Here is a 25,059-nt window from a genome sequence, read left to right as displayed (position 1 = left end):
TACCCCCAAGGGGATTGTCCGGCTGGCTGCTTCGCTACCAGTAAAAACAACCCGGGTACGGCTTTCAATGCTGCTCAACCAACTTACCTGGCGAGATCGGCCTATCCACTACAAGCGAGGGCTATGTTCCCGTCTAGCGACCCGAGTTCCCCCTCCTTTTCTGGTAACAGCCCCGGTAGTTTGCGAAACACTTTTCATTAAAAAGAGTCACGGACAACATCCGCGACTCTTTTTGGCGTCTGACGACCAAACGCTTAATCTTCGATTTGATAGGTAATCTGGCTCTCACCATTCCCGTTGCTAACCACTTGCAACTGGTTAGGCACCTGTTCTCGCAGTTCACTGACGTGACTGATAATCCCAATCATCCGATTCTGTCCCTCAACACTCTCAAGCGAGTTCAGAGCCGTCATGAGGGCATCTTCATCCAATGACCCAAAACCTTCATCAATGAATAAGGCTTCGACATCTACACTGCCTGTGGTGCGCTGAATAACCTCACCTAGGGCCAATGCTAAGGCCAGAGCGGCGATAAAACTCTCCCCACCGGACAAGGTGTGGACACTTCGTTGTTCGCCTACGTGGTCATCATAGACGTTGATTTCCAGTCCAGATTTTTTCTTGTAGGTGGCCGGACTCTCGTCGACCAAGAACTGGTAGCGGCCGTTAGTCAATTGCTGAAGTCGTTGATTACCAACCTGCAAGATTTGTCGTAGATAGGTTTGCAACACGTAACGTTCCAAGCCCAGCTTGCTATTCGGACCATCCCCATTGGTCACACCGACCAATTCATTGAGAGCCTGCGTCTTTTGAACCGCAGCAACCTGTTTCGCAACCAATTTCTGTAGCTGTTTGACGTAACGGTCATTAGTCTGCCAGCGATCGGTCAATTGGTGTTGTTGGTCCAGCAGTGCCGTTACCTGCTGTTGGGCATCGTGCAAGTCGTTGCGGGTTTGTTCCCGATTAGGCTGTGGCCGATCGGCAACTCGCTTCTTCAGATCAGTAATACTCGTTTTAACCTGTGCTTGTTGCTGTTGGAAATCAGTGAGTTGTTGCCGCAATCGCGGCAAGGTCGTCACTTGTGGTAACAGCTCGGCAATTGCGTCTTCTGCCAACGCGGTCAACTCAGGACCTTGCTCAGCAATCGCCGCCTTCAATTCGGCCTGCGCTGTCGTGAGTCGTTGCTGACTCGCGTTGTATTCCTTAGCTGCCCCATCTCGTTCAGTAGTGGCCACGGTCACAGCATCTGACGCCGTTTTAACGGCTTGAACACAGTCATCCCACAACTTTTGATCGGTATCTAACTGCTGTTTTAACTGCTGATCCTGTGCCTTAAACTCCGCCAAGGTTGACGCATCTTCAGGCAAAGCCTCACGCTGTGTGGTCACTTGAACTTCCAAATGATCAGCGGCAGCCGCCTTATCCTGACGCGCCTTCTGAGCATCCTTGATCATTTGCTCTAACTGTTCCGCATCGCTTTGTAAACGTGCAACCTGTGTTTGGGCCTTCTTGATTTCTGCTAGTGCCCGGTCATTCTTGGCAACAGCCGCTTGATAGGTTGCAACCAGATCGGTCACACGCTGTTGGCAGTCAGCAAAGGTGCCCAGCTCGTCATCGCTTGTCGATACGGCCGCAATTAACTTGGTCACATTCACTTCACGGCTCTTCTGCTGATCGGCTAATGTGGTCACTAATGCCTTGAGTTTGGTGTCTAATCGCGTGACCTGCGTGTGACGATCTTCCGCATGTTGCCGGGCAGCCTTCACTTCCGCCTCGGTCACCGCCGAATCAGTGACAACCACTGGATGCGGATGATCCACAGACCCGCAAACGGGACATGGTCGACCTGGCTCGAGCTGAGCCGCTAACTGAGCAATCTGATGTTCCAAGAGTTCTTGATTCAACTCTTCGAATCGCGCCTGGCTCGCTTTATACTCGTGTTGTGCCTGGTCTAAGCTTGACTTTGCCGTGGCAACTTTTTTCTCCGTCGTCGCGATCTCTTGATCGGCGTCCTGAATCCCACGAACTTGACGTTGCCAGTCATTCAACTCGACCTCACGCTTGCTGAGCCGCTGTTGTTCCTGATAGTGCTCAGTCTGAGTTTCCGTGATGGCTAGTTGCTGTTTGAGTTGTGCTTGCGTCTGCTGACCATTCTTTGTTAGTTCCGACTCGGTAGCCTCGGCTTGTTTACTGGCTGTCTGAGCAGCTTTTAATTGTTTCGTCAGGTCGGCAACTTTTTCGTAAATTGGCATCATCTTAGCGCGGGCCGTCAAATTGGCCTTGGCTTCAGTCAAACGCGTTTCAATTTTAGTTGCCGCTTTTTGATTTTCTTGCGCTTGTTTAAACTTTTTCTGCTTTGCTGTCAGTTCAAGGACTGATTTCTCCGCTGCGGCCTTTCGCTTGTCAAGGTCCCGCTGAGCGCTGGCTCTGGTGGTCCACTGCGGTTGAATAGCCTGGATGCGTTCCAGTTGTTGGCTGGCAACGCGTTTCACCTGCATCTCCGGCTCGCGGTCTTTCAATTGTTGCTGTCGCAGTAACTGTTTTTCCAGTTCCTTTTGGTCTTTCAGCAACTGCTCTTCGCGCGTATCCTGTTGGGTCAAGGCTGTGACTTGGTTGTTAGCAGTCGCAACCTGACCCTTAGCGGCCGTTTCGGCGGCTTGAGTAGCTGTCTGCTGGTCCGCCATCAGCGTCAAGACCGTGTCTGTCTGTGCCTGAGCGATAGCTGTCTCCGCCGCCTCTTGATTCTCCGGTGTCCAAATCAGACTAGATTGAACCTGTTCCCGGTCCCGATCGGTTTCCTTATTCTTATCCTGCTCAGTTCGCAATTGGGCCTTCAGTTGATCGGCCCATAAGCCAAAGATTTCCGTGTTAAAAAGTTGTTCCAGCACAGCCGCCTTCTCGTCACTAGGCGCGACCAAGAACTGACGGAACTTGCCCTGTGGGAGCAAAACAATCTGAGCGAACTGCTTGCCATCCATTTGAAGCAGATCTTGTAAGAATGGCCGAACCTGATTGGCCTTCGTCAGTTGTTTGGTCTCTGTGCCGTTCTCGAAAACAGTCAGTTCCACACTGGCTGGGGCATTGGTAACTCCGGATCCTCGCTTTTTCTTCAGTGTTTGCGCGGGTTCTCGAATGATCCGGTAGTCCCGATGACGATGGCTAAAGGTGAACGTTACCCGCGTATGATCCTCGGTCGTGGCAAAATCAGACCGCATCGACGTCGGTTCTCGATCGACTCCGGAGGACTGGTCAAAGAGGGCATAGCACATCCCATCGAAAATAGTGGTTTTCCCACTCCCCGTCTTCCCACTAATCAAGAAGAGTGGATTGTCGAATTTTTGAAAATCAATTTCTTCGTCGCGATAAGGCCCGAAGTATTGTAAATGTAAAGTTAACGGACGCATGGCTTACCCCTCCTCTTTCTGAGCGCGTTGATAGGCTTTTTTGGCCCATGTCTCCTGTTGATCCGTCAGTGGATGTTGCGTGACCGTTTCGAAAAAGTCTCCCAATAAAGTTAAGGGGTCCTGTTGCACCTGATCAATGTCGAGAGTTTTCGGGGCCACGTCAATTTGATTGATTCGGTGCAACTCAATTACTTTAGGGAAACGGGTCTTGAGCCGTTGCATCACATTGGCAATTGGGGCTGTATCGGTCAGCTCAATCGCCACAAAGTCATCTGGTGTCACTGAAAAGACCTTGTCGGGATCCATTAATTCTTCGAAAGATGCCCGTAACACCACGAGATCATGCAATGGCTTCAATGGTTTAAAGGTGACCGTCACGGGATCAGTGGCCGTATCGACAATCCAGACGCCCTTGGTGTCCAGCGATTCACTCGTTGAAAACTTCAATGGTGACCCACTGTACTTCATCGTGGGTTCATTCTGTAAAGCCTCCTTGCGGTGTAAATGCCCCAAGGCGACATAATCAAAATCACGCAACAGGTCTACCGGAACAGCATTTAGTCCCCCAACCTGGACCTGCGTTTCTGAATCGGTATGGGTACTGCCGGCAGCAAAGAAGTGCGCGACCAACACGTGCTTCATCTGCGGATCGAAGGTAGCGACCATCTTGGCCACAACCTTTTGCATGGCTTGTTCCACCGTTTTCAGGCTCTCATCTTCGAAATATTGACGAGCCGCGAACGGTTCAAAATAGGGCAATAAGAAGAACTGGGTGCCGTCCATAACAACTGGCGTAAAGGCATCTTTTAAGCGTGTATTGAGGTAGAACGCGGTACTCTTAAACCAGTCGCTTCCCTGGCCCAATCGGACACCAGAATCATGATTGCCACTGATTGCAAGTAAGGGGAAATGCTCCTGACGGTTCAGATCCACCAACATGTCATCAAGCGCGGTCACCGCATCTTCGCTAGGTAGTGCCCGATCGTATAGATCCCCAGCGATCACGATGGCATCAACCTTCTCCGCTTCAGCAATGGCCTTAATCTGACGGTAGGCGTCTCGCTGTTCCGTCAAGAGGTCGTAGCCATGAAGCTTCTTACCAATATGCCAATCTGCTGTATGTAAAAAGCGCATTTATCTTAGTCCTTCCTTATTGCTTTTCTGGTGCCCAATCACAACTCAATTCGTGGTCATTGATCAGTCCGGCGGCCTCTAAAAAAGAATAAACCGTCGCCGGACCGACAAACTTGAACCCCTTCTTCTTCAGCTCGCGGGCCACTTGTTTTGATAAATCGGTAGTTGCTGGCAAATCAGCCATCGAATGAATGGTATGTCGAATGGGCTGACCGTCGACGAACGCCCACAGCCAACTGGCAAAGTCCGCCGGGTCGTCCCAAGTTAAGATCGCTTGGGCATTGGCCACGGTTGCCTCTAACTTGCGACGGTTACGAATGATGGCCGCATTGGTCAAGAGCCGTTCAATGTCAGCGGGGGTCATGGCCGCTACCTTAGCCAGATCATAGTCGTAGAAAGCCGTCTTGAAGGCCGCCCGTTTATTCAACACGGTTTGCCAACTTAATCCGGCCTGATAGGTTTCCAGACTCAACAGCTCAAATAGTTTTTGGGGATTATGCTCCGGTCGCCCCCACTCCTCATCATGATAATCCTGCATAGAAGGTGAATCAGACACCCAGGTACACCGCTTAACCACTGAAAAGCCCCCTTTTTATTGTTAAGTTTACTATACCAGATTTACAAATAAAGTTCCCGAACATTTGTTCTCACACCGTAAATAATTCACCCCACTAACCCCGGTATCATAGGGTTAATGTCCAAACTATTTGGGGCCTTCTTTGCTTGACCCGTTACGGGGAAAAGGCTATGCTATTGTAAACATGACGTTTTGGGGAATTGAGGAGGTCAAACTCATGCATCGAACACACCATTTAGGAATCCGTTCACTACTCGTGACTGCGGCTGCGGCGCTACTGATTACACCCGTGATCTCGACCAGCACCGTGACGGCACATGCCGCCAGTGTGAACCCGTCAGCGACAACACTGAAGAAGTCCAAGAGCTACTACCGTAAGAATGCCCGCAAATTGGCTAAACGCTATAAGCTCACCTACGATGCCCAGTCGGCATTGAAGAAGAACGGGCGTGCCACAGTTTGGATCAACACCAGTGATTCAAGCCTCAAGAGTAGTACGAAGATCGCCATGAACTATTGGAATAAGAAGCTTGGGAAAAAGGAATTTGTTCAGGGCTCAAAGAAGAACCACACCCTGACGCTCTCCATCTCGAAAGCTAAACCAACCAAGTCCGACCAAAGTGACGCTTGGTGGACGCCTGGCAAGAAGAAGCTTCAAGTTCGGTGGTCCTACTACCGTGACGAGACGCAAAATATTGCCGTTTCCATGACTAATCAACTCAATGACGCCTTCTACAAGAAGTATGCGAAGACCATTGAAGCCAAAGCCAAAGCTAATTTGGCTGCCAAGGGTATCACGACAAGCTACGACAATTACCAAAGCCTCTTCAACACCGAGGCAGCGGCGGTTGAAACTTCTCTGCCCGCTTACGACACTTTGAAGAAGGAAGTCAAAGGCGTCAATAGTGTCGCCAAGACTGGCCGTAAGTACGAATATGCCAGCACCGTGGCTCACGAATTGGGACACGTGCTCGGGTTGAACCACTCCCCGAAGAAGGCCGATCTCATGTACTTTGAGAGTGGCAACAGCAATGTCTACAGTTACAAGAAGGTTAAGGCTGGCTTGTCTAAATACAATCCAATCACCACAACCGATAAGAACCGGGCCAAGTTGGCATTAAAAGTCTATGCCGCTGCTCACTAAACTTAAATCTCACTGAAAGCGCGGCCGTGAGCCGCGCTTTTTTCATGACAAAATGCCCAACATTTACCAGTTCTTCACACAACAGATGACAGTCTGATGACTTAGGCGCCGGTTAATCATCCCCAACACCCTCGGTAACATCCACCATTTACCGGCTCCATGTATCCCGACCTTTCAAGGCTGAAATCTAAATGTAATCAACTGTAAACCTGTGGTAACCTTTTAGCCGGCCATACCGTGTACAATGAAGGCAAAGATTGAGGAGGAAGTATTTTATGTCTAATAAGTTACATAAATTGAGTGTTGGTATTGCCGCCTTCGCCGCCGTTCTCGCTGTGGGTGTAGGGCTCAGCACGACTAAGGCCGATGCCGCAGCTAAAAAGGTTGCTGACATTTCGCAATATCAAGGAAACATCAACTGGAAGAAAGCTTCCAAGGATCTGAAGTACGCGATCATCCGCGTGCAACATGGGAGCAAGGGTGACGCTGGTTACATGGTTGACAGCAAGCGGAACGTCAACGCCAATGGTGCCCACAAGTATGGCGTTCCATTTGGCCAATACATGTTCGCTGAATTCACGAGTGTGAAGGATGCCCAGAATGAAGCCAAAGACTTCTATAAGCGGAGCAACAAGAACACAAAGTTCTTCGTTTTGGATGAAGAAAAACGGATGCCTTCCGCTAAGAACAAGGAACAAACCTACGTCAATGCTTGGTTAAAGACGATGCGTAAGTTAACCGACAAGCCTTTAATCATGTATGCCGGTGAATACTACGCCAACTATCATAAGCTGAACTTCAGCAAGTTCGATGGTGTTTGGATTGCCAAGTACAGTTCTTACAAGCCTAAGGTTTCCGGGACGTCCGTTGATCTCTGGCAATACACCAGTTCTGGCCGTGTATCCGGAATCAGCGGTAACGTCGACTTGAACAAGGTCTTAGACAAGTCCACGGTTGACAAGTGGTTCACGGGTTCCATGACCCACAAGGCCAAGGCTAAGCCTAGCTACTACAAGTCTTTAGATGGCGCTAAGGGTGTCACGGTTAAGAAACCAATCTTCGAATACACGTCGACGTTGTTCACTAAGAACAAACGGATCTCACAGACGCGGATCAAGGCTGGTAAGAAGTTAGCCGTTAAGGCCGTTGTTAAGAACAACAAGGGCTCTTACCGTTACCAATTAACCAACGGTCACTACGTTACTTCCCAAAAGAACTACGTGACTCCTTACAAATAAAGAGTAATTCTGACGATGATCAACTTCCGAGTTGACCATCGTTTTTTTTGCATAAAAATAGACCGGACAATTGCCCGGTCTGATTCGTTAAATTTCTATGGCTGAAACGTGCGACAAAAGGCAGCTGGTTCCGTTTAAACCTGATAACCGCCTTTTGTCGCACTCTATTACTCTATTGTAGTGCCGTGACCACCTGTAAGGTTGCCGAGAAGTAGTTGCGTTTTTCAATCTTCTTCGGTAACTGCTTAGCAGTCTTCTTGGTTAAACTCTTGTAACCCATCGTCTTAGCGGCCACGTGAACCGGTGCGGTGAACGCCGTATTCTCGTAGCTATTGACGGCCCGGCCGCTCACGGTATAAACCGCCGTAATCTTCTTTTTCTTATTGTAGAAGGCCAGCTGTTTCTTCAAGGCTTTCTTGGTGACACTATCCTTGCTAATCTTATAGGTCTGAGCTAAGCGCCAAGGCACCCGGCAAGCATTGTAGCCGACTTGGTTATCCGTCCCCGACTCAATCGTATACGGTTTAACGGCCTTGAGTTTGATACTCTTCTTGGTCGCAAAGATAAAGTCTGGGAATAACCCGGTCTTGTGACGCGCACTGAGTTTCTTCACGGCCACTTGACTCTGTTTAGCCACCTTGTTCCAGGTCTTATCCTTGGTGTATTTGGCAAAGGTCTTAAAGTACCCGGTCATCAGATCCGCCGTCCGGAGCTTGCTGACATCGTAACTCGATGTTGCCCAATTCCCCATGGTTGGCAGATAGGTTGTCTTGTTGATTTCCTTTTGCTTGATAGCTTTGATCAATGACTTGGCCGCCTTCTTATAGTTGGTCTTGCGGCTTCCCCACTGCTTGTCGGCAAGGATGAGAGCGTAGGCAATATCCAAATCTCCATCGGTCGCACTATTCTTCTGGGACCCCTTGCTGGTCATCTTACCGGAGCGCTTGGTCTGTTGCCATTGCATCAGCGGCACCTTGCTGGATACCCGGTGAGACTGATAGTATTTATAGAATTGATTAAACGTGGTCTGGGTCTTGGCGCCCTTCTTGGCAGCCAGGACGGCCGCCAACATGGCATAGCCTTGACCTTCGGAAAGCGCCGTTGTCTTCCCCTGACCATTGTTACTCTTCACGTACTTCTGGGATGACCCGGCCACATAGGCCTTACGCCACTGCTGATACTGGGTCACTGCTGCATTGGTCTTGGCCTCGCTAGCTGTTGGACGAACAGTCGCAATGCCAGCTACCAGTCCTACAACCAACCCGATACCGATAACGACTCCCATTAACCGACGTTTATGCATACTTACAACTCCCTTTTTAAAAAGATCACGACATTCTAATTACCTTTAATTATCTCGCAAACTAAATTATTTGTCGTCCAAAATAACCCAAGTCATTAATTTTGACCTGACAACTGATTTGATGGCGACACAAAACGCCCGAGAACTTAACCATTCTCGGGCGTTGTTTCATTTCTTAATCTGTAAAGACCTTTTTGGCGATCCCAAATGCGGACCAGGCCTTGGGCCAACCCACGTAGAAGGACAAGTGAGTAATCACTTCGGCAATTTCATCCTTGGTGATCCCGTTTTGTTTGCCAATCTTCAGGTGTGCTGGGAGTTGTTCAAAGTTTCCGGCGGAGATCAGGGCTGAAATGGTAATCAGACTCCGTTGATGGGCGGAGAGCTTGTCCTCACGCGACCAAACTTCACCGAATAAAACGTCATCATTGAGTTCTGCGAACTTAGGGGCAAAGTCACCTAAGTTGTCGCGACCTGCTGTTTGCTTCTTTGCCATGAGATTCAGGCCTCCTAGTCTAATGCGTTGTAGTGAGCATCGTCGACGGGTTCCAACCATTCTGGGGTACCTGCCGTGATGGCGATGTGACTGAACCAGCTATCTTTGGTAGCACCGTGCCAGTGCTTAACGCCGTCCTTGGTAACCACGACATCACCGGGATGTAAGCGCCGGGCAGGTTGACCGTCTTCTTGATACCAGCCTTCACCACCAGTAACCAACAGAATTTGAAAACCATTGTGATGAATGTGCCAGTTATTCCGGCAACCAGGTTCAAAGGTCACGTTACCAACACCCACACTGACGTCAGGGTCACTCACTAATCCTTGTAAGTAGCTCTGACCGGTAAAGAACTTTTGGTAAGCCTCGTTCTTGTCACCTGCTGGGAAAATCACACCATTTTTAATATCTTCATTCTTAGCCATTATTTATTCTCCTTCGTGTCATTGAATTGTTGTAAATAGTCATGGAAACTCTCGGAGTCGTCAATCGTGTGATCGACCTTGCCGTCATACCAGTCGATCTTCCGGATGAGGACCTTGAGATGCATCTGAAGCTCAGCAATATCGGCTTCCGCATCATCCTTAGTCTTCTGTAGCATGTCACGCCGCTCAGTGATCGTGCTGTCACCTTCAGCTCGCAGTCGAACGTAACGTTTGAGATCATTTAGACGGAGTCCAGTTCCTTTGAGATGCAGGATAAAACCAACCCATTGAATATCATTCTCTGTATAATAACGAACGCCATTTCCATCACGCTGGGAAACGATCAAGCCTTGGTCCTCGTAGTAACGCAAAGTGTAGGTCGACAGACCCACCAATTTTGAAAATTCACCGATTCGGTACTGTTTATCTGCCACAACGACGCCTCCTTGAATGCCTTACAAGCCCTAGTAAACACCTTCGAGTGCACTTTAAGTCAAGACAAAAGACAAAATATTTTTATCAGTTCAATCATAGCTGAAGATATCATTGACCAACAGTTTAACGATCCCATTTTTTGAAAAAGCCGGCTTAACCGCTGATAAAGATTCGGACTTTTCAAATTCATTTGGCATTAAGTAAAGAAATATAACAAACACACCATGACTTATATACGACTGCAATTATCATTTTATTCGAATGACGCAATTAGTTAAAAATGTGGTCAGCTGGCGAGTTATTCCTGTTATTCTCAAGTGAGTGTTGCAAGACAAGAACTGCTAAATGCTTATTTTACAACGGTAAACCGGTTTAATTTCACGTAACTAAGAATAACCCACGAATTAGTTTTCTCCCTTTATGATTAAGCTTGAATTACCTGTAAAAAAGCGTACAATGAAGTTGTAGAAAAGATTGTCCACATTAACTAATGTGTGGTAAAAAGAGTAACCAATGACTAGGGCGAAATAATTTCACAGCAATTGAGGAGGAAATCATCATGAGGAAGCAAGCTAACGTTGAAACTAAGGAACACTTTAAGAGTTACAAGGCAGGCAAGAACTGGGTCTTCGCTTGCATCACTGTTGCAACCTTAGGCTTAGGGATGACTGGCATGGGCGTCACTGCTAATGCTGACACCACCCCCGCCGCAACGCCACAAACCGAAAATGAAAGCGATTCCAGCTCTGAACAGTCTAATCAAGCAACCTTGAAGGCGTCCAGTGATACCAAAGAAGATACATCTGAAAGTAACGCAGATACTAAAACAGATACTGAAACTGATACTGAAACTGATACTGAAACTAAGACCGATACTGAAAAAGACAACACTGAAAAAAAGGTATCCGATCCAGCAACTAAGGACGACTCGGATACCACTAAATCAGATGCACCAGTTTCTGACAACAATGTTTCTGAAGTGAAGAAGGACGTTCAAGAAACACCTGAAGTCGCAACCACTCAAACAGACGATGTTAAAGAAGAAGCTGCACCTATCAAAGAATCATCTGACGACACCGTTGAAAAGGTTCAATCATTCTCTTCAGTTTTACCAACGTCTCTGTTATCTCGGAGCGCTTTAGTGAAGGCCGCAACCTTACCTGACATCATGGGTGTCGATGCCACCGAATGGATGCCCGATCCTGCTATGCGGGCTTGGGTTATTAATGCCGCTAAGTTCTTTAATAAAGGTGCTTACATCACATCGAGTAACTTATTCCTCTATCTCTCCAAAATCACTTCATTGACTGATTATGGTTATACTGGTGACCTACCCACTGACTTCACTGGAATTCAATATCTCACGAACTTAGACGGTTTCACTTTGACTAAAAAGGCTATCGCCCCAGAACACATGATTGACTTTTCCTTCGCACCAAAACTGACAACACTAGCATTGACTGTTCCAGAAAACACACCGATGCCCGCTCAAGATGCTAGTACCTTTATGAAGACTTATCTGGGTCAAAATACCCAATTAAAGTATCTTAGCATCAATCACTACAACCTAACTGGTAATGTGCCAGATCTTTCGGCCTACACCCAACTGATTAACGTTAACTTCGATTTTAATGCTATGACCGGAGCTCTCACTGATATCGGCAGTTTACCAGAAGCCTTGTACTTACAATTCAGTGATAACAAGCTCTCGGGTGCCTTCCCTGATCTTAGTGGATTTCCAAAATTACAAGCGCTTTATCTGGAGGACAATGACCTTAGTGGCAAGTTACCTGACTTATCTGGTTACACCAACCTTAGCACGTTGCTCATCGGTGGGAACCACTTTACCACCAATTTTAATGATGACCATCTGCTAAACACTTGGACTTCCAAACAAACAATCCAAGGCGGAACCTACAAGCTTTCCGAACTACCAGCAATGTCCACATTTGATCCAATTAGTGGCCTGCTCTTCGGTTCCCAAGACCTCGCCGGTAACATTGATCCAACTGCTAAGTACAAGGCTATCACAGAAGGCGCCTTGCCTTTATACTTCTGGAATAATCCGGATCCAGACAATCCATTAGGCTTCGTTTACAAGGCCAATGGAACGCCCATTCCGGCCGGGACCTACACGATCACCGTTGTCACAACTAACAACTACCAAGCGGAAACGGACGTCACCTTCACAATCGTCGATGATGTCACGCCAGTTGATCCGGATCCCGATCCAAGTACCGACCCTGGCACGACGGACCCAACCGATCCAACCACTGATCCCGGCACGACAGACCCAACCGATCCAACCACTGATCCCGGCACCACCGACCCAACCGATCCAACTACTGACCCCGGGACCACAGACCCAACCGATCCAACCACGGATCCTGGTACGACGGAACCAACAACGCCCGTCACCCCAACGACGCCAATTACTGACGGCGACGGTGACCAAGTGGTAACTGGCGGGGATGGCGACCAGATCGTTGACCCTACTGAACCAACCACTGACAAAGGCAACCACGTTGTCAACATCACTGCTGGTGATAAGGCCAAGGGTGTCAAAGCCACTGGCCACAAGACCACGACCAGCACAATTGTTAAGACTCATGGTCAGGCCGCTCAGGTGACCGCAACCAAGTTAGCCACATCCAAGACTAACCACCAAAACGCAACGACTTTACCACAAACCGGTGAAAAGCAAAGTGCCGTCTCAGTCATTGCTGCCGGTGTTGCCGTGGCCTTATCAACTTTAGGTCTTGGCTTGAGTCGCAAGCGTCATGAATAACTTACTCTAGTAACCTAAAAATCCATCCGAACACTGAACTTAATCAGTGTCCGAATGGATTTTTTAATTTATTTTGGATTTATTTGATCGATGGCGAGCTGCATGGTTTGAATGAATCGCGTGTCAATCTTCCGTTGTGAAATATTCAAAAAACCGCCAAACTCCTGAACCAGAAAACCGAATAGCGTCGAGCGATAAAGCATTGACGCAACGAGGCCCTCCTCGTCACCACCAACCAGATGTAAACTCTTAAACATTTGCAGATAAAGCGTCATCAACGCTTCATGGGTCCGTTTTAACTGGCGCATGTCATTAGGATCCATCAGGATGGGCGCGAGATGTTGTTGTTTTCGACAACCTTCCCGAAATTCCTGAGCAAAGACCATCAGAGCTTCCTTGCCGCCAACCCCCACTAACCGCCGCATTAGCTGATCCGCCAGTTGCTGAACGAAGCGTAATCCCACTTGGTCCAGGAGATCGGTCAGACTATCCGCATAGTTATAAACGGATTGGGGCCGAATTTCTAGAGCATCAGCTAAAGCTCGGACAGTGAGGTTCTCAATCCCATTCTCTGCGATCAGCTGATTGGCCTTCTCCAAGACAATATCTTGGGTTAATGCTCGTCGTTTTACCATGTTTTCGCCTCATTTAAAGTCTCGTATTCTCAACTAATTATACCTTGAACGGCTGGTAGAATAAACTACTTATCCAAATATCGAGTCGCCAAATTATTCCAACTTAGTGTAGCACATTATTCCATGCGATCATAGTTAATCCCATTATAAGTAGTGACATAAAATGACGAGTTGCCCGCTGGGTAAACTCGTCATTTATTAACCTGCATATGACGTTAGTAACGCCGTTCCCAAACAACCCAGCCGCCAGTCGTTAAGGCTAACAGGAAGGCCAACCCGGCCACAATTAATGGCTTTGCTGAACGTTCCCCAGTCTGTGGTAACGTCTGACCGGTGTAGGTGCTTGTAGCATGACTAGAACTCGTCTGACCAGTCGTTGGTGCCGTGTTGCCTGCACCACCAGTGGCCGGATGCTGATTCCCAGACCCCGTCGTGTTACCTGGTTCTGGTGTTGTAGTCCCTGGATGAGTTGGCGTCGTTGGCGCTACTGGTGGCTTTGGTGCCGTCGGATGCGTTGGGTTTGGATTTGGCGTTGGCGTCGGATTTGGTTCTGGCGTTGGCGTTGGTTCTGGCCCTGGTTCCGGTGTCGTTGGTCCGGTAGGTGGCGTGGTAACTGGTGGTACTGTCCCACCAGGAGCCTCGCCGCCACCGCCTGGCGTAGTCGCTGAATCTTCGGCAGTCACTGCGACTGCTGCCATTCCATCACTGCTAATGGTAAAGGCAATCGGTGTCTTATCAAGCTGGTAGCCTGCTGGCGCTTTCGTTTCAACGAACTGGTAGTTTCCAGCGGCGAGACCATCGACCTGAATAATCCCATCGGCATCTGTCGTCAAGTCTGACTTCATGACTTCACCATTGCCGTCTAACAAGTTGTAAACAGCACCGGCTAACTTTTTACCAGTCGCCTTGTCCGTCTTGGTCAAAACGACCTTGCCAACCGGCTCTTCATCATCGTGATCGGCAACGTCTTCGGCGGAAACATCCACTGCGGCCGTTGACCCACTCCCGATGCTAAAGGTAATCGGTGTTTCATTTAACGTGTAGCCTGCTGGGGCTGCCGTTTCAACTAACTCGTAGTCGCCAGCGGCCAACCCCTTGTAGGTCAAGACACCCTCGGCATTGGTTGTTAAACCTGAAGCCACTTCGGTGCCATCGCTCTTCTTCAACGTGTAGACTGCCCCGGCTAATTTAGCACCACTATCCTTGTCCGTCTTGGTTAAAACGACCTCGCCGGAATCTGGAACAACCGGTGTTGGCGTGTCCTCAGCGGAAACGTCGACCGTCGCCGTCTCACCCTTCACAATGGTGAACGTGATTGGCGTTGCATCCAACGTGTAACCTTCTGGGGCCGCCGTTTCTATGAACTTGTAATCACCGGCAGGCAGGCTAGCGAATGAAATGTTCCCGTCGGCATCGGTGACTAACCCTGACCCATAGACCTTGCCATTGCTATCTTCTAGCGTATAGGTCGCGCCAGCAAGCTTAGCACCAGTCGTCTTATCGGTCTTGGTTAAGAGAACTTCACCATACTGATGGTCGGAACCATTGCCACTACCACTGCCGCCCCAAGTAATTTGGGCCGTCACATATTGACCATTCAGTGAAGCGGTATTCGTCCAAATCTCACTTTCACTCACATCATTAGGCGTCGTTTGATACGTCATATTAACGGCTTTGGTAACGTCTGGGAACGTAAAGATCAGGGTGTTCCCTTTGCCCTCAACCTCAGGGGTAACGGTCCCATCGGCAACGAACCCGCCATCTTCACCATACTTACCAGTCTCGGCATAGACACTGCCGGGAATATAAGTTTGGTTAGGACCTAACGTATCCGTGATAACCGCGGTTCCCATTGCCATGCCATTGGGGTTAAACGCGATGTTCCAGGTCAGCTTTGAGGGTGACCCATCTGCATTTCGATCGGCAATCCAGCCAACCTTGTTAACTCCCCAATCATGGCCTAGGTTTTCATTCTCATTAGTCCCAGTCACATAGAACTGCAGGTGACCACCACGGTTAGTAGCGGACTGACCTAAGACATCGTTAAACGTGATAGTACCGGTACTTTCACCAGCTTTAATCGTAAAAGTGCCGACGACTCGTCCAGAATCATCCTTCAAACTAACCGAGATATCTTGGCTCGCCACCGCGCTAGGTGGTAACGTCACTGATACCGTGTCGCCTGCTTGGATGGCTTCCCCATCGGGAATCCCCCAAGTGTAATTAACTTCATAACTGTTCCACTTACTTAACTCGCTCCCTAAAGGAACCTTGCTCCCTTGCAGATCGGTAAGGGTCGGATCGTTTCCGGTGAGACCTGATACCATTAACTCAGCGGCGTGGGCCGTCACGCCACTGGTGATGAACCCGCCTGTAAGGAAGACGGTCAGTGCCATCACTAGTCCAAAAATGATGGGCCAAATCTTCCTTTTCATCGTCATCCTCCTCCAATCACCAACACCCCCACAGTGGGTTGCTCCATTATGGGGATCAAAGCTTACCGAATTAAAAACTACTCTTCTATTCCGCTTCAGCCCCCACTATAACGACTTCTGTAAAAGGGCGAGTCCTGAGTGCTCATCCATTTGACGTTTCATTTTATGAACACTCAACCCCACTTTTAGCGGCTATCGTGATTGACTTCTCTGCGTCGCTGTCACCACTAGTGATCTAGCCCGATCAATGCGAGGTTTAGGGAATTAACTGATGATTGATTTCGGTTGCAAACAAAAATGGTATGAACTTATTTTGTTCACACCATTCATTCGTCGCTTGATTATTCAATTGGTCGGTAAAAATTAGTCGAATTCCTCATATTCATTAGGATCCTGATTGTCGATCCGCCCGTCAACTCGGCTGAGAGCCGTAATTGCCGCTACCTCTTCTGGTTCCAAACTGAAATCGAAGATGTCGAGGTTCCCACGTTGGTGAACCAAGTTGCTAGCCTTAGGGATCGGCACGATCCCCCGTTGTGTGTGCCAGCGGAGCACAATTTGACCAACGTTTTTGCCATACTTAGTTGCCAAGTGCTGGATCAAGGGTTCCTTTAGAGCTGCACTTCCGCGTCCCAATGGACTCCAGGCTTCGGTCACAATGCCCCGCTTCTGGTCTTCAGCCACCATCCGTTCCTGAGTCCAGTAAGGATGAACCTCCAATTGGTTCACGGCTGGCGTCACCCCGGTCTCTTTAATCAACCGGTCTAGATGCTCGGGCTCAAAGTTTGACACCCCGATTGAACGAATCAACCCGCGAGTCTGCGCATCGATCATGGCCTGCCAAGCTTCAACGTAGTGGTCCCGCTTGGGCAATGGCCAGTGAATCAGAAATAAGTCAAAGTAGTCGAGTCCCATGCGATACAGGGACTCCTGAATCGACATGGTGGCGTTGGCATACTGGTGATACTTACCGGGTAATTTTGACGTCACGAAGAAGGCCGAACGTGGCAAGCCCGACCGGCGAATGGCTTCACCGACGGCTCCCTCGTTGTCATAATTCGTGGCCGTGTCCAAGCTTCGATACCCGTCCTTAATGGCCGCCAGAATCTGATTGACCCCTTGACCACCACGAACCTGATACGTGCCTAACCCAATGGCGGGCATTTCAAAACCATCATTTAATGTGACTGTCTGTACTTCTGTCATGAGTGAACCTCCTAAACGCAATCTCACATTCTAGCTTAACGCGAGCCCGTTCTAAAGGGAACTGGTTTGTCTGTGCCAGCGAATGACGCGGTTTAAGGTCAATGCCAATCCCAGTGAGATGGCAGCGTAGACAGCCGCTCCCCAGCTAATATAGCGCAGTCCGACCGTTCCCAGCATCCCCGAAGCCGTGGCCGACCCCAGCGAAATTCCAAAGTTAAAGAAGATTGAATTCAATGATGAGGCCAACACGGTCGACTGCGGATATTCCTCTTCCGCAATGTTAAGGAAATGAATCTGGATTGGGGAATTGATGACTGTGACAATCAGACTCATCACTAGCAGGATCCCTAGTCCCAAGACTTTTGAACCCAGAGCAAATGGCAAGACAGCTAATAAGATAATGTCCGCAATGTAGAATCGTGGCATGATCCGCAATCCATTGCGCTCGGCCAGCATCCCCGAAATACGGTTACTGATAATACTCATAATCCCAATCAGGAACAATAGCCAATTTAGACTCTCATTACTAAAGCCCAGAGCCGTCGTCAGCAGTGGTCGGATGTAGGTATAGTACGCGTACATTGTCGCCGCCGTAAAGAGTACCAGGGCAATCCCCACGTAGATACGACGGTCCTTTAGTAACACCAGTTGATTGCGAATACTGCCCTGAACCTGTTCTACCTGGCGTGGCAAGAGCCACCCCAATAAGACCCAGGTAATCGCACTGATCCCAGAGATCAGGTAGAAGGCGTCGTGCCAGCTGTAACTGGTACTAATGGCCGTCCCGATCGGCACCCCGAAGACGGAAGCGATGCTAAATCCAGCGAAAATCCAAGACACGAGCCCTGCCCGTTTCTCCCGCGGGGCAATCGTGCTCGCAAAGGTCATGATGAGGGAGATAATGGCACCCGCCACCATAGCCGTCACCATCCGTGACACCAGCAGGACTGGATAATTCATAGCAAAGCCACTCAAGGTATTCCCGAGTAAAAATACCCCCATCAAGACCATCAGCGTCTTGTAGCGGCTATAACGACTGGTCAGAATCGTCACAAATGGCGTACTGACGGCATAAACCGTCGCAAAGATCGTTACCAAATACCCCACCGTGGCGACCGGCACCTGATACTCTTGGGCAATATCGGAGAGCACACCGACCACAATAAATTCATTACATCCCAGCATAAAGGCCACCAAAACGAACACGATGGCCTGCCAACGATACTTATTCACAATAGTTTCTCCTCTGAGTCGGTCTAGTTAGTCATATAGTTCAGCTTACACGATCCCTCAGGAAAATTCTCCGGTGACGACTCATGAAAACGTCACCACTTATTTTTTAATGATTAAACGATCGTAACTGCCGCCGCTTCGCCATTTCGTGGTTCAAGACGACCACCAGAATCAATGAAATCACGGCATAAGCAATTGCCCCAAAACTCAGGCTCTTCAGTCCGGCATGGTTCAAAAGCACGGAGGCTGTGGCCGACCCGACCGAGATCCCCACGTTAAAGAAGATGGGATTGACCGCCGCGGCCAACATCATGGCTTGCGGATAGCTTTCCGCCGCCACATCCAGGAAGTGAATCTGAAGCGGTGCCCCGGCAATGGTCACAATCAGCGCAAGGGCTAGCAGGATGGCAAATCCCAAGAAAGCGTGGTCCAGCGCCAGCGGCAGGAGTAATAACAACACAATGTCAGCAATGTAAAACCAGGGAATCACCCGCAAACCATCGCGCTCGGCCAAGGTTCCTGACAAGCGATTACTGATAATACTCATAATTCCCAGAATAAAGAGGAGCCAATTCAGACTGGAAACACTGAATCCTAGGCCCTCCGTAATCAGGGGTCGAATATAGGTGTAGTACGCGTACATCGTGGCCGCCATGGTCAGGTTGAGCCCAACTGCCAAATAAACCCGCTTGTCGGTCAGAAAAACCAGCTGTTCCTTAACACTCCCGGTACTCTGATCGACGTGTCGTGGTAGCAACCAGGCTAACAGCGCGTAGGTTACCAGGGTAATTACCGAGATGATATGGAAGGCCGTGTGCCAGCTGTCAGCGGTACTGATTGCTGTCCCGATCGGCACCCCAATGACGGAAGCAATACTGAATCCGGCCGAGATCCAGGCGATTAGAATCGGCCGTTTGTCACGTGGTGCAATGTCGTTTGCAAAGGCAATGATAAAGGACTCAATGGCCCCAGCCACCACGGCCGTCGTCATCCGCGCCGCAATCAGTAACCCATAAGTCGTGGCAAAACCACTCAAGGTGTTTCCCAGCAGAAAGATAGCCATAAGTACCATGAAGACTTTATAGCGACTGAATCGGTTTGTCAGAACCGTAATGATCGGCGTGCTAACGGCAAATACCGTGGCATAGATCGTCACCAGATAGCCCACCGTGGCTACCGAAACACTCAGGGTCTTGGCAATGTCTGAGATCACCCCAACGACAATGAACTCGTTGCAGCCTAACATGAATGAGGTGAGAACAAAGATAATCGTTTGTAACCGGTACTTGGTCATGGTAAATCCTTCCTTAATGACGCCAAACGTCTCGTTTTTAGTTTTATAGTCTACCTTACACGACAAACTAAAAAACGGCTAGCCCCCAAATGGGAAAACTAGCCGTTCAGCTTACTTTTTAAGCGTTCGAACAATCTGATTCGTGATAATTTCTAACTCTTCCTGCTCACCATGCAACAATGCTGGCACGTAGGTCCCTTGGATGATGTAAACCATCATTTGCCCGGCAATCACGCGAAGCAAACCAGCGGCATCAACGTCGTCACGCAGCTCACCGGTATCGTAGAAAAATTGAATGAGTTCTTGGAGAAAGTTAAAGTCCTCACTCTCAACGACCTTAGCGAAAGCCTGGCGCATCTCGGCATTAGTCATCATTTCCACCGCGATGATCCTGACAGCTTGCTCATTAGATTTAATAAAATGATACCTGTCAGTTACAATGAAATGAACGATCTCGGTTAGCGTCTTTCGTTTTGCGATACCTCTGAAGAACTCGTCGCGGTAAGTTGGAAAGAAGTGTTCCAGAACTGGTTGGACAATTGCCATCAACAAATCTTGCTTGGTATGAAAGTATTTAAAGATGGTGGCCTGACTGATCCCCGCTTCTTTGGCGACCTGAACCGTCGACGTCCCATCAAATCCAGACTCAGAGAAGAGCCGCATCGCGGTAATCAACGCGGCCTTCTTGCCCTTAGGCATTTTCTGATGGTCGAGCCAATCACGATAATTATCAAAAATTGGTGGTTCCAAGCTGGTCACTCCTTTCATAGATTCCTGTCAAAACACCATTATACGCGATTATTCTAAAGAATGTTCGTGATTTTGTTAGACTTTCCGGTACCGCCGTAAGCCAACAATGTTGAGAATGGTCAGGGCCACCAAGAAACCTAACAGTACTAAGATGTCGCCACCTAGGTCGAAGATCGAGGTACCCCGCATGATAATCGCGTTAACTGCATCTCCCGAGTACTTTAGTGGGATGATGTAGGCAATATCACTGACCCAGCTAGCCATCGAATCCAGCGGAATTAAGCCAGAGAAGAAGACTTGGGGAATGATGACCAGTGGAATAAATTGCATCATTTGGAATTCGGAGTTGGCAAAGGTAGACAGGAGAATCCCAAAGGCCAGCGCCACGAGAGCCAACAGCAAGTTAATCAAAATCACACTCACTAAGTTCCCAACAACCTCGATGCCCAATAACCAAACCGTGACCAGAACGATCACAATCGTTTGAATGACGGCGAGAATCCCGTAGCTTAACATGTACCCGTAGACGATGGAAGACCGCTTAACTGGCGTTGCTAACAACCGGTCTAGGGTTCCTGTCGTCCGTTCCTTCAGCAGTGCCATCCCCGAAATCAGGAACACGAAGAAGAAGACGAAGAAGCCCATCAGGATTGGCACCATCTTGGCAAAGAAGCCGGTGTCCTTATCCCCGTATACGTAGTGATTGGTAATCTTTGGCGTCGTCTGACTAGTACTCTTGGTTGCATGATTTGTCGACGTGGCCTTGGTGGCAGCGGCCTTCTGAGTGGCCGTAGTTGCACCAGCGGTCTGACTCGCCGAACTCGCTGCGGCCTGTTGCTTCTGCATGGCAATCAGCTGAGCCTGGAGCTTAACCGTGGCCTTGGTACTCTTCTTTAGCGCAGACTTTAACTGGTCAATACTCGTTGCCGTCAACGCATTCTTAAAGGCCAACTTAACGGCCGCCGTTTTAGAGGAATCCGTGTTGGCATAGGTCAGGCTAAAGTTCTTCCCGTTTTTCTTGATAATAGCATCAATCTTATCATCTTTTAACGCCTTGTTGGCATCCGCCTTGCTATCGTAGGACTTGACGTCAACGTGCTTGATACTGCCCATTTCCTTGTTGAGCTTCTGTGTTACGGCAACCGTACCGACATTCACATTTGTCGATGAGTTCGTGTTGAAGATCACACTCATCAATAACATGACCAGGACGGGGGCCAGGAACATTAAGGCCAACGTCCGCTTATCTCTAAAGAGTTCTTTTAGAACCCGATTCATAATTGCAATTGTTCTCATTATTCAACACCCTCCGCCTTTAAGAAGACATCTTCAATCGTCGGCACATCGTACTGTTTCTTCAACACCCCAGGTTCGTCAAAAGCCATGACCTTACCATCTAGCAGCAAGGCCACCCGATCGGTTAATTCGGCTTCGTCCATCACGTGAGTCGTGATGAGAATGCTCCGACCCTCGCTCTTAATCCGATCGAGTTCCGCCCAGATTTGACGACGCAGGGCTGGGTCAATTCCGACGGTCGGTTCGTCCAAAACCAATAACTCAGGACTACCAAGCAGTGCGATGGCCAGCGATAACCGCCGCATCATCCCACCGGAATAGCCAGAGACCCGTTTGTTCAGGTCCTTAGTTAAATCAACCACTTTAGCCGCATGTTCAACCTCGGCCGCCATCTGGGACTTTTCAATTCCCTTCATCTTGCCGTAAAATACCAGATTTTCTTTTCCGGTCAAGGCATCGTACAGGGCATCCGTTTGCGCCATGTAGCCAATCCGCCCCAACAATTGGCGATTCGGCATCGTAGTGTCAAAGACCTTAGCAGAACCGCCACTGGCAACTTCCATGCCCAACGTGACCTTGATGACCGTCGATTTACCGGCCCCAGAAGGTCCAATTAAACCGACAATCTCGCCCTTGTTGACGGTGAGGTTGATATCCTTCAATACCGTTTCATCGCCAAACTTCTTGGCTAAATGTTGTAAATCAATAATTGCTTGTCCCATAATAATACCTCCCAAAGCTTTATAAATTTAGATGAGTGAGTAATTACTTACTCGATAAGGTGAGTATACAATCACTTTTCAAAAAAGTCAACAATCCCATAAAAAAATTGGTTCCTCATCGAGAAACCAATTCTTGTTATTTGTTCATCAAACTCATGGTAATCAAGCGATACCGCTGATTTTCATTGACCGTTGAAGTATGCTTGTGCTGACCATATTTAAGCGTAACCTTTAGCCGCCCCTTAATCGTGACCTTCTGAATCTTAGTCACCACTAACTTGGTATTCGGATTCAGGAGATACTCGTATTCTCCCTCATATTCGGAGATTGGATTCAGATACGCCCCGTGGTAGCCGGCCGGCATATTAACCTTCAATAAATCTTCGGACATAAAGTCAGTTCCCACGGACTTACTCAGCGTGGTCGAGGCAAAACCAGGGTCCTGGTAAACGGCTCCCGGCTTTAACTTCTTTCCTCCTAGCGACAGATTCACAATCCAGTCCGAGGTGCCGCGGTAGACAGTCATCGGTTGCTTGAGTTTAAACGTCTTGAGAGCCGCTCTCAGGTCCTTGACGCGTTGCCGTGACTGCACAGTCGAACGCTTCTTAGGCTTCCTTAGAACGTTGTTAATGGCGTCTGAGCCCTCCCCGGTATAGCGACCGAGTACCTGGCGTTGTCGCTTACTGAGTGTCTTATACCACTTGCGAGACTGTCGATTCAGCTTCTTTCTCGCCTGCTTGGAAATCGTGATTTTCTGAGTACTGTAGGTCACTGCGGCCAGGTTGTTCACCCACAAGGGCTGGTTACTATCGCCCACTGCAACCTTGGTCCGACCCTCATGATGACTCATGATCGTCAGCGCAGTATTCTTAGGAATTGTGACTGTCTCATCGGTTGTGGCCGATCGGGCGCTAACGTCTCGGTCTGTCACAACCTGCGTGGTTCCCGGCGTGGTCGTTTGACTGGTCCGATCAGTAATCGTGTAAACCTTGGACTTAGCACTGGCAGTCTCTGCTCCCAGGACACCACCACCTAAGGTAAGGCCCACCATAGTTAAGGCCACAAAGCGTTTGTATGTATTCACTTCTAACTCCTCCTCCGAAACCCCCACTCCTTGTAGCGTTTCAGCCACTTGAAGTTAATTTAAGTATACCACCATTGAATTCGGGTTAAACGGTTTAATCCATCATTATTTGGGCCTAGTTCAAGGCTTTGTAGGCAGCGTTCCGAGTGATTTGACTGAAGTTACAAAAATAAGGAACTGTACCGGCTTGGTACGGTTCCTTTGAATTCACACTGTCGAAACGTGTGAAAAAGGGCAGTCAGCTCCGCTTAACACTGATAGTCAAATAATCCAAGCCCGGGATTATCCGACTATCACCGTTAATGCTCGCCGGATAACCGCCTTTTTTAGCATTCTTCTACTTTGTAATAAAATCCAACAACCTCGCCATAACCAAAAAGTTCTCAGCTGGAATCGGGAAGTCTGCCACGTCCTGTGCCGTTTGATTGAGAACCGATCCCCGGACGTAGTCGCCATCGTTGACGACCATCGTGTAGACATTATCTTCCATGACTTCGAGGTGGAACTGCAGGCCGATGACGTTGCCGTTGACCAGTAACCCCTGATTGTCGATCTGATCGCTTTCAAATAACCGAATCGCCCCTGCCGGGAGGTCAAAGCGGTCTTGGTGCCAGTGCAGCACAGTCATAGTCTTGGGAATGCCCGGGATCACCGTCGTCAGACGTTTGACTGGCGCCCAACCGACTTCCTTTGCCGGGGCCGGACTGACCTTAGCTCCCATGAGTTTGGCTATCTGTTGCGCACCGAAACAAGCGCCAAATATAGGCTTATGGGCAGCCATCATCTGTCGCATCAGCTCACGTTCCGCGGCAATCCAGGGGGCCGAATCATTGGGACTGATCGGTCCACCTAAGACGACCAACAGATCGGTCTCATCTACCGTTGGCAACTTCCCGTGTTGCGCTGGATGGTAGACGAAGACCTTATGTCCCCGGTCGTGAGCCCAGATTCGAATCGCACCGGGACCTTCTTCCGGTGTATGTTGCAAAATATTAACGCGCATGGCACTCACATCCCTCCAAATGGATCGCCCGGATTGTACCACTCGAAACTGGCCACTGCTTCTCAAGAGGTTCCGTTTGATTGGTCACCCACTCTACCCCGAACAGGAAAATCAAATTTCCAGCATAAAGCGCTTGCAAAAAGTAAGCCTTTTGCTTAACGTTAGAGGTGTTGTTATTTCCATAAGGAAACAATAGATTATAATTGACCGGAATAACCGATAAAGGATGGTCTTGTTTGATGGATTATCTCCTTCTTTTAAGGGGCATCAATGTTGGTGGTAATCACCGTGTCCCGATGGCTCAGCTCAGAAACCAACTCACCGCGACTGGCTTCACAAATGTCCGTTCCTATATCAACAGTGGCAATCTTTTTGTCTCCGACGAATTTACAATCGAAGTGCAACACTAATTGAATAAAAAGACCCATAGCGGGTACAATTACTTAACGACCAAGAA

At 48.9% G+C, this 25,059-nt stretch carries 21 protein-coding genes; 4 read left to right on the top strand and 17 right to left on the bottom strand.

Going from position 1 to position 25,059, the window contains the following annotated elements:
• Nucleotides 1–254: 254 nt before the first annotated feature.
• The 3 genes from OCU14_RS08080 to OCU14_RS08070 are packed head-to-tail and all read right to left on the bottom strand — an operon-like array spanning nucleotide 255 to nucleotide 5,115.
• Nucleotides 255–3,404, bottom strand: coding sequence for an AAA family ATPase (locus OCU14_RS08080; protein WP_261810587.1), 3,150 nt, complete (start codon nucleotides 3,402–3,404; stop codon nucleotides 255–257).
• A 3-nt stretch (nucleotides 3,405–3,407) separates the two neighbouring features.
• A complete protein-coding gene (locus tag OCU14_RS08075) occupies nucleotides 3,408–4,538 on the bottom strand; it encodes an exonuclease SbcCD subunit D (RefSeq protein ID WP_261810586.1) in 1,131 nt (376 codons plus the stop codon).
• Nucleotides 4,539–4,554: 16 nt separating this feature from the next.
• Entirely contained in the window at nucleotides 4,555–5,115 is a 561-nt protein-coding gene (locus OCU14_RS08070) for a DNA-3-methyladenine glycosylase I (RefSeq protein WP_261810585.1), read from the bottom strand.
• A 217-nt stretch (nucleotides 5,116–5,332) separates the two neighbouring features.
• Between OCU14_RS08070 and OCU14_RS08065 the strand changes: the two genes are divergently transcribed.
• Together OCU14_RS08065 and OCU14_RS08060 are read left to right on the top strand one after the other, a co-directional pair.
• Nucleotides 5,333–6,259: a matrixin family metalloprotease gene (locus tag OCU14_RS08065; RefSeq protein ID WP_261810584.1), complete on the top strand. Its 927-nt coding sequence runs from the start codon at nucleotides 5,333–5,335 to the stop codon at nucleotides 6,257–6,259.
• 275 nt (nucleotides 6,260–6,534) lie between these two features.
• Nucleotides 6,535–7,497 (top strand): GH25 family lysozyme, encoded by a 963-nt coding sequence (locus OCU14_RS08060; RefSeq protein WP_261810583.1) that lies wholly within the window; start codon nucleotides 6,535–6,537, stop codon nucleotides 7,495–7,497.
• Between the two features lie 172 nt (nucleotides 7,498–7,669).
• Here OCU14_RS08060 and OCU14_RS08055 read toward each other — a convergent pair whose 3' ends face one another.
• From OCU14_RS08055 to OCU14_RS08040, 4 genes are all read right to left on the bottom strand, one after another.
• On the bottom strand, nucleotides 7,670–8,800 hold the full coding sequence (locus tag OCU14_RS08055) for a family 8 glycosyl hydrolase (RefSeq protein ID WP_261810582.1): 1,131 nt from the start codon (nucleotides 8,798–8,800) through the stop codon (nucleotides 7,670–7,672).
• A 175-nt stretch (nucleotides 8,801–8,975) separates the two neighbouring features.
• Nucleotides 8,976–9,296, bottom strand: coding sequence for a carboxymuconolactone decarboxylase family protein (locus tag OCU14_RS08050; RefSeq protein ID WP_261810581.1), 321 nt, complete (start codon nucleotides 9,294–9,296; stop codon nucleotides 8,976–8,978).
• 14 nt (nucleotides 9,297–9,310) lie between these two features.
• Complete coding sequence (locus tag OCU14_RS08045) at nucleotides 9,311–9,721, bottom strand: cupin domain-containing protein (RefSeq protein WP_261810580.1); 411 nt, start codon at nucleotides 9,719–9,721, stop codon at nucleotides 9,311–9,313.
• Complete coding sequence (locus OCU14_RS08040; RefSeq protein ID WP_261810579.1) at nucleotides 9,721–10,155, bottom strand: MerR family transcriptional regulator; 435 nt, start codon at nucleotides 10,153–10,155, stop codon at nucleotides 9,721–9,723. The genes OCU14_RS08045 and OCU14_RS08040 overlap by 1 nt, the downstream gene beginning before the upstream one ends.
• A gap of 560 nt (nucleotides 10,156–10,715) precedes the next feature.
• On the opposite strand from OCU14_RS08040, the gene OCU14_RS08035 reads away from it, so the two are divergent.
• Nucleotides 10,716–12,944 (top strand): KxYKxGKxW signal peptide domain-containing protein, encoded by a 2,229-nt coding sequence (locus OCU14_RS08035; protein WP_261810578.1) that lies wholly within the window; start codon nucleotides 10,716–10,718, stop codon nucleotides 12,942–12,944.
• A gap of 68 nt (nucleotides 12,945–13,012) precedes the next feature.
• On the opposite strand, the gene OCU14_RS08030 is transcribed toward OCU14_RS08035, so the two are convergent.
• The 10 genes from OCU14_RS08030 to OCU14_RS07985 form a co-directional block, all read right to left on the bottom strand.
• Nucleotides 13,013–13,579: a TetR/AcrR family transcriptional regulator gene (locus OCU14_RS08030; protein WP_261810577.1), complete on the bottom strand. Its 567-nt coding sequence runs from the start codon at nucleotides 13,577–13,579 to the stop codon at nucleotides 13,013–13,015.
• Between the two features lie 215 nt (nucleotides 13,580–13,794).
• Nucleotides 13,795–16,014, bottom strand: coding sequence for a SpaA isopeptide-forming pilin-related protein (locus OCU14_RS08025; protein WP_261810576.1), 2,220 nt, complete (start codon nucleotides 16,012–16,014; stop codon nucleotides 13,795–13,797).
• 363 nt (nucleotides 16,015–16,377) lie between these two features.
• Entirely contained in the window at nucleotides 16,378–17,220 is an 843-nt protein-coding gene (locus OCU14_RS08020) for an aldo/keto reductase (protein ID WP_261810575.1), read from the bottom strand.
• Nucleotides 17,221–17,271: 51 nt separating this feature from the next.
• Complete coding sequence (locus OCU14_RS08015) at nucleotides 17,272–18,453, bottom strand: MFS transporter (protein WP_261810574.1); 1,182 nt, start codon at nucleotides 18,451–18,453, stop codon at nucleotides 17,272–17,274.
• 106 nt (nucleotides 18,454–18,559) lie between these two features.
• Entirely contained in the window at nucleotides 18,560–19,747 is a 1,188-nt protein-coding gene (locus OCU14_RS08010) for an MFS transporter (protein WP_261810573.1), read from the bottom strand.
• Between the two features lie 111 nt (nucleotides 19,748–19,858).
• The gene (locus OCU14_RS08005) at nucleotides 19,859–20,506 is read right to left on the bottom strand and encodes a TetR/AcrR family transcriptional regulator (protein WP_261810572.1); all 648 of its coding nucleotides are present in this window, start codon (nucleotides 20,504–20,506) and stop codon (nucleotides 19,859–19,861) included.
• Nucleotides 20,507–20,572: 66 nt separating this feature from the next.
• Nucleotides 20,573–21,793 (bottom strand): ABC transporter permease, encoded by a 1,221-nt coding sequence (locus OCU14_RS08000; RefSeq protein ID WP_261810571.1) that lies wholly within the window; start codon nucleotides 21,791–21,793, stop codon nucleotides 20,573–20,575.
• On the bottom strand, nucleotides 21,793–22,515 hold the full coding sequence (locus OCU14_RS07995) for an ABC transporter ATP-binding protein (RefSeq protein ID WP_261810570.1): 723 nt from the start codon (nucleotides 22,513–22,515) through the stop codon (nucleotides 21,793–21,795). Before OCU14_RS07995 ends, OCU14_RS08000 begins: the two co-directional genes overlap by 1 nt.
• A 136-nt stretch (nucleotides 22,516–22,651) precedes the next feature.
• Complete coding sequence (locus tag OCU14_RS07990) at nucleotides 22,652–23,599, bottom strand: ADP-ribosyltransferase (RefSeq protein WP_261810569.1); 948 nt, start codon at nucleotides 23,597–23,599, stop codon at nucleotides 22,652–22,654.
• A 337-nt stretch (nucleotides 23,600–23,936) separates the two neighbouring features.
• Entirely contained in the window at nucleotides 23,937–24,602 is a 666-nt protein-coding gene (locus OCU14_RS07985) for a type 1 glutamine amidotransferase (protein WP_261810568.1), read from the bottom strand.
• A gap of 239 nt (nucleotides 24,603–24,841) precedes the next feature.
• Here OCU14_RS07985 and OCU14_RS07980 point away from each other — a divergent pair, with 239 nt between their 5' ends.
• Entirely contained in the window at nucleotides 24,842–25,012 is a 171-nt protein-coding gene (locus tag OCU14_RS07980) for a DUF1697 domain-containing protein (protein ID WP_261810567.1), read from the top strand.
• Nucleotides 25,013–25,059 lie beyond the last annotated feature (47 nt).

Source organism: Levilactobacillus humaensis (assembly GCF_024345185.1).
Classification (GTDB): Bacteria; Bacillota; Bacilli; order Lactobacillales; family Lactobacillaceae; genus Levilactobacillus; species Levilactobacillus humaensis.
This window is presented reverse-complemented; position numbering and strand designations above follow the sequence as displayed.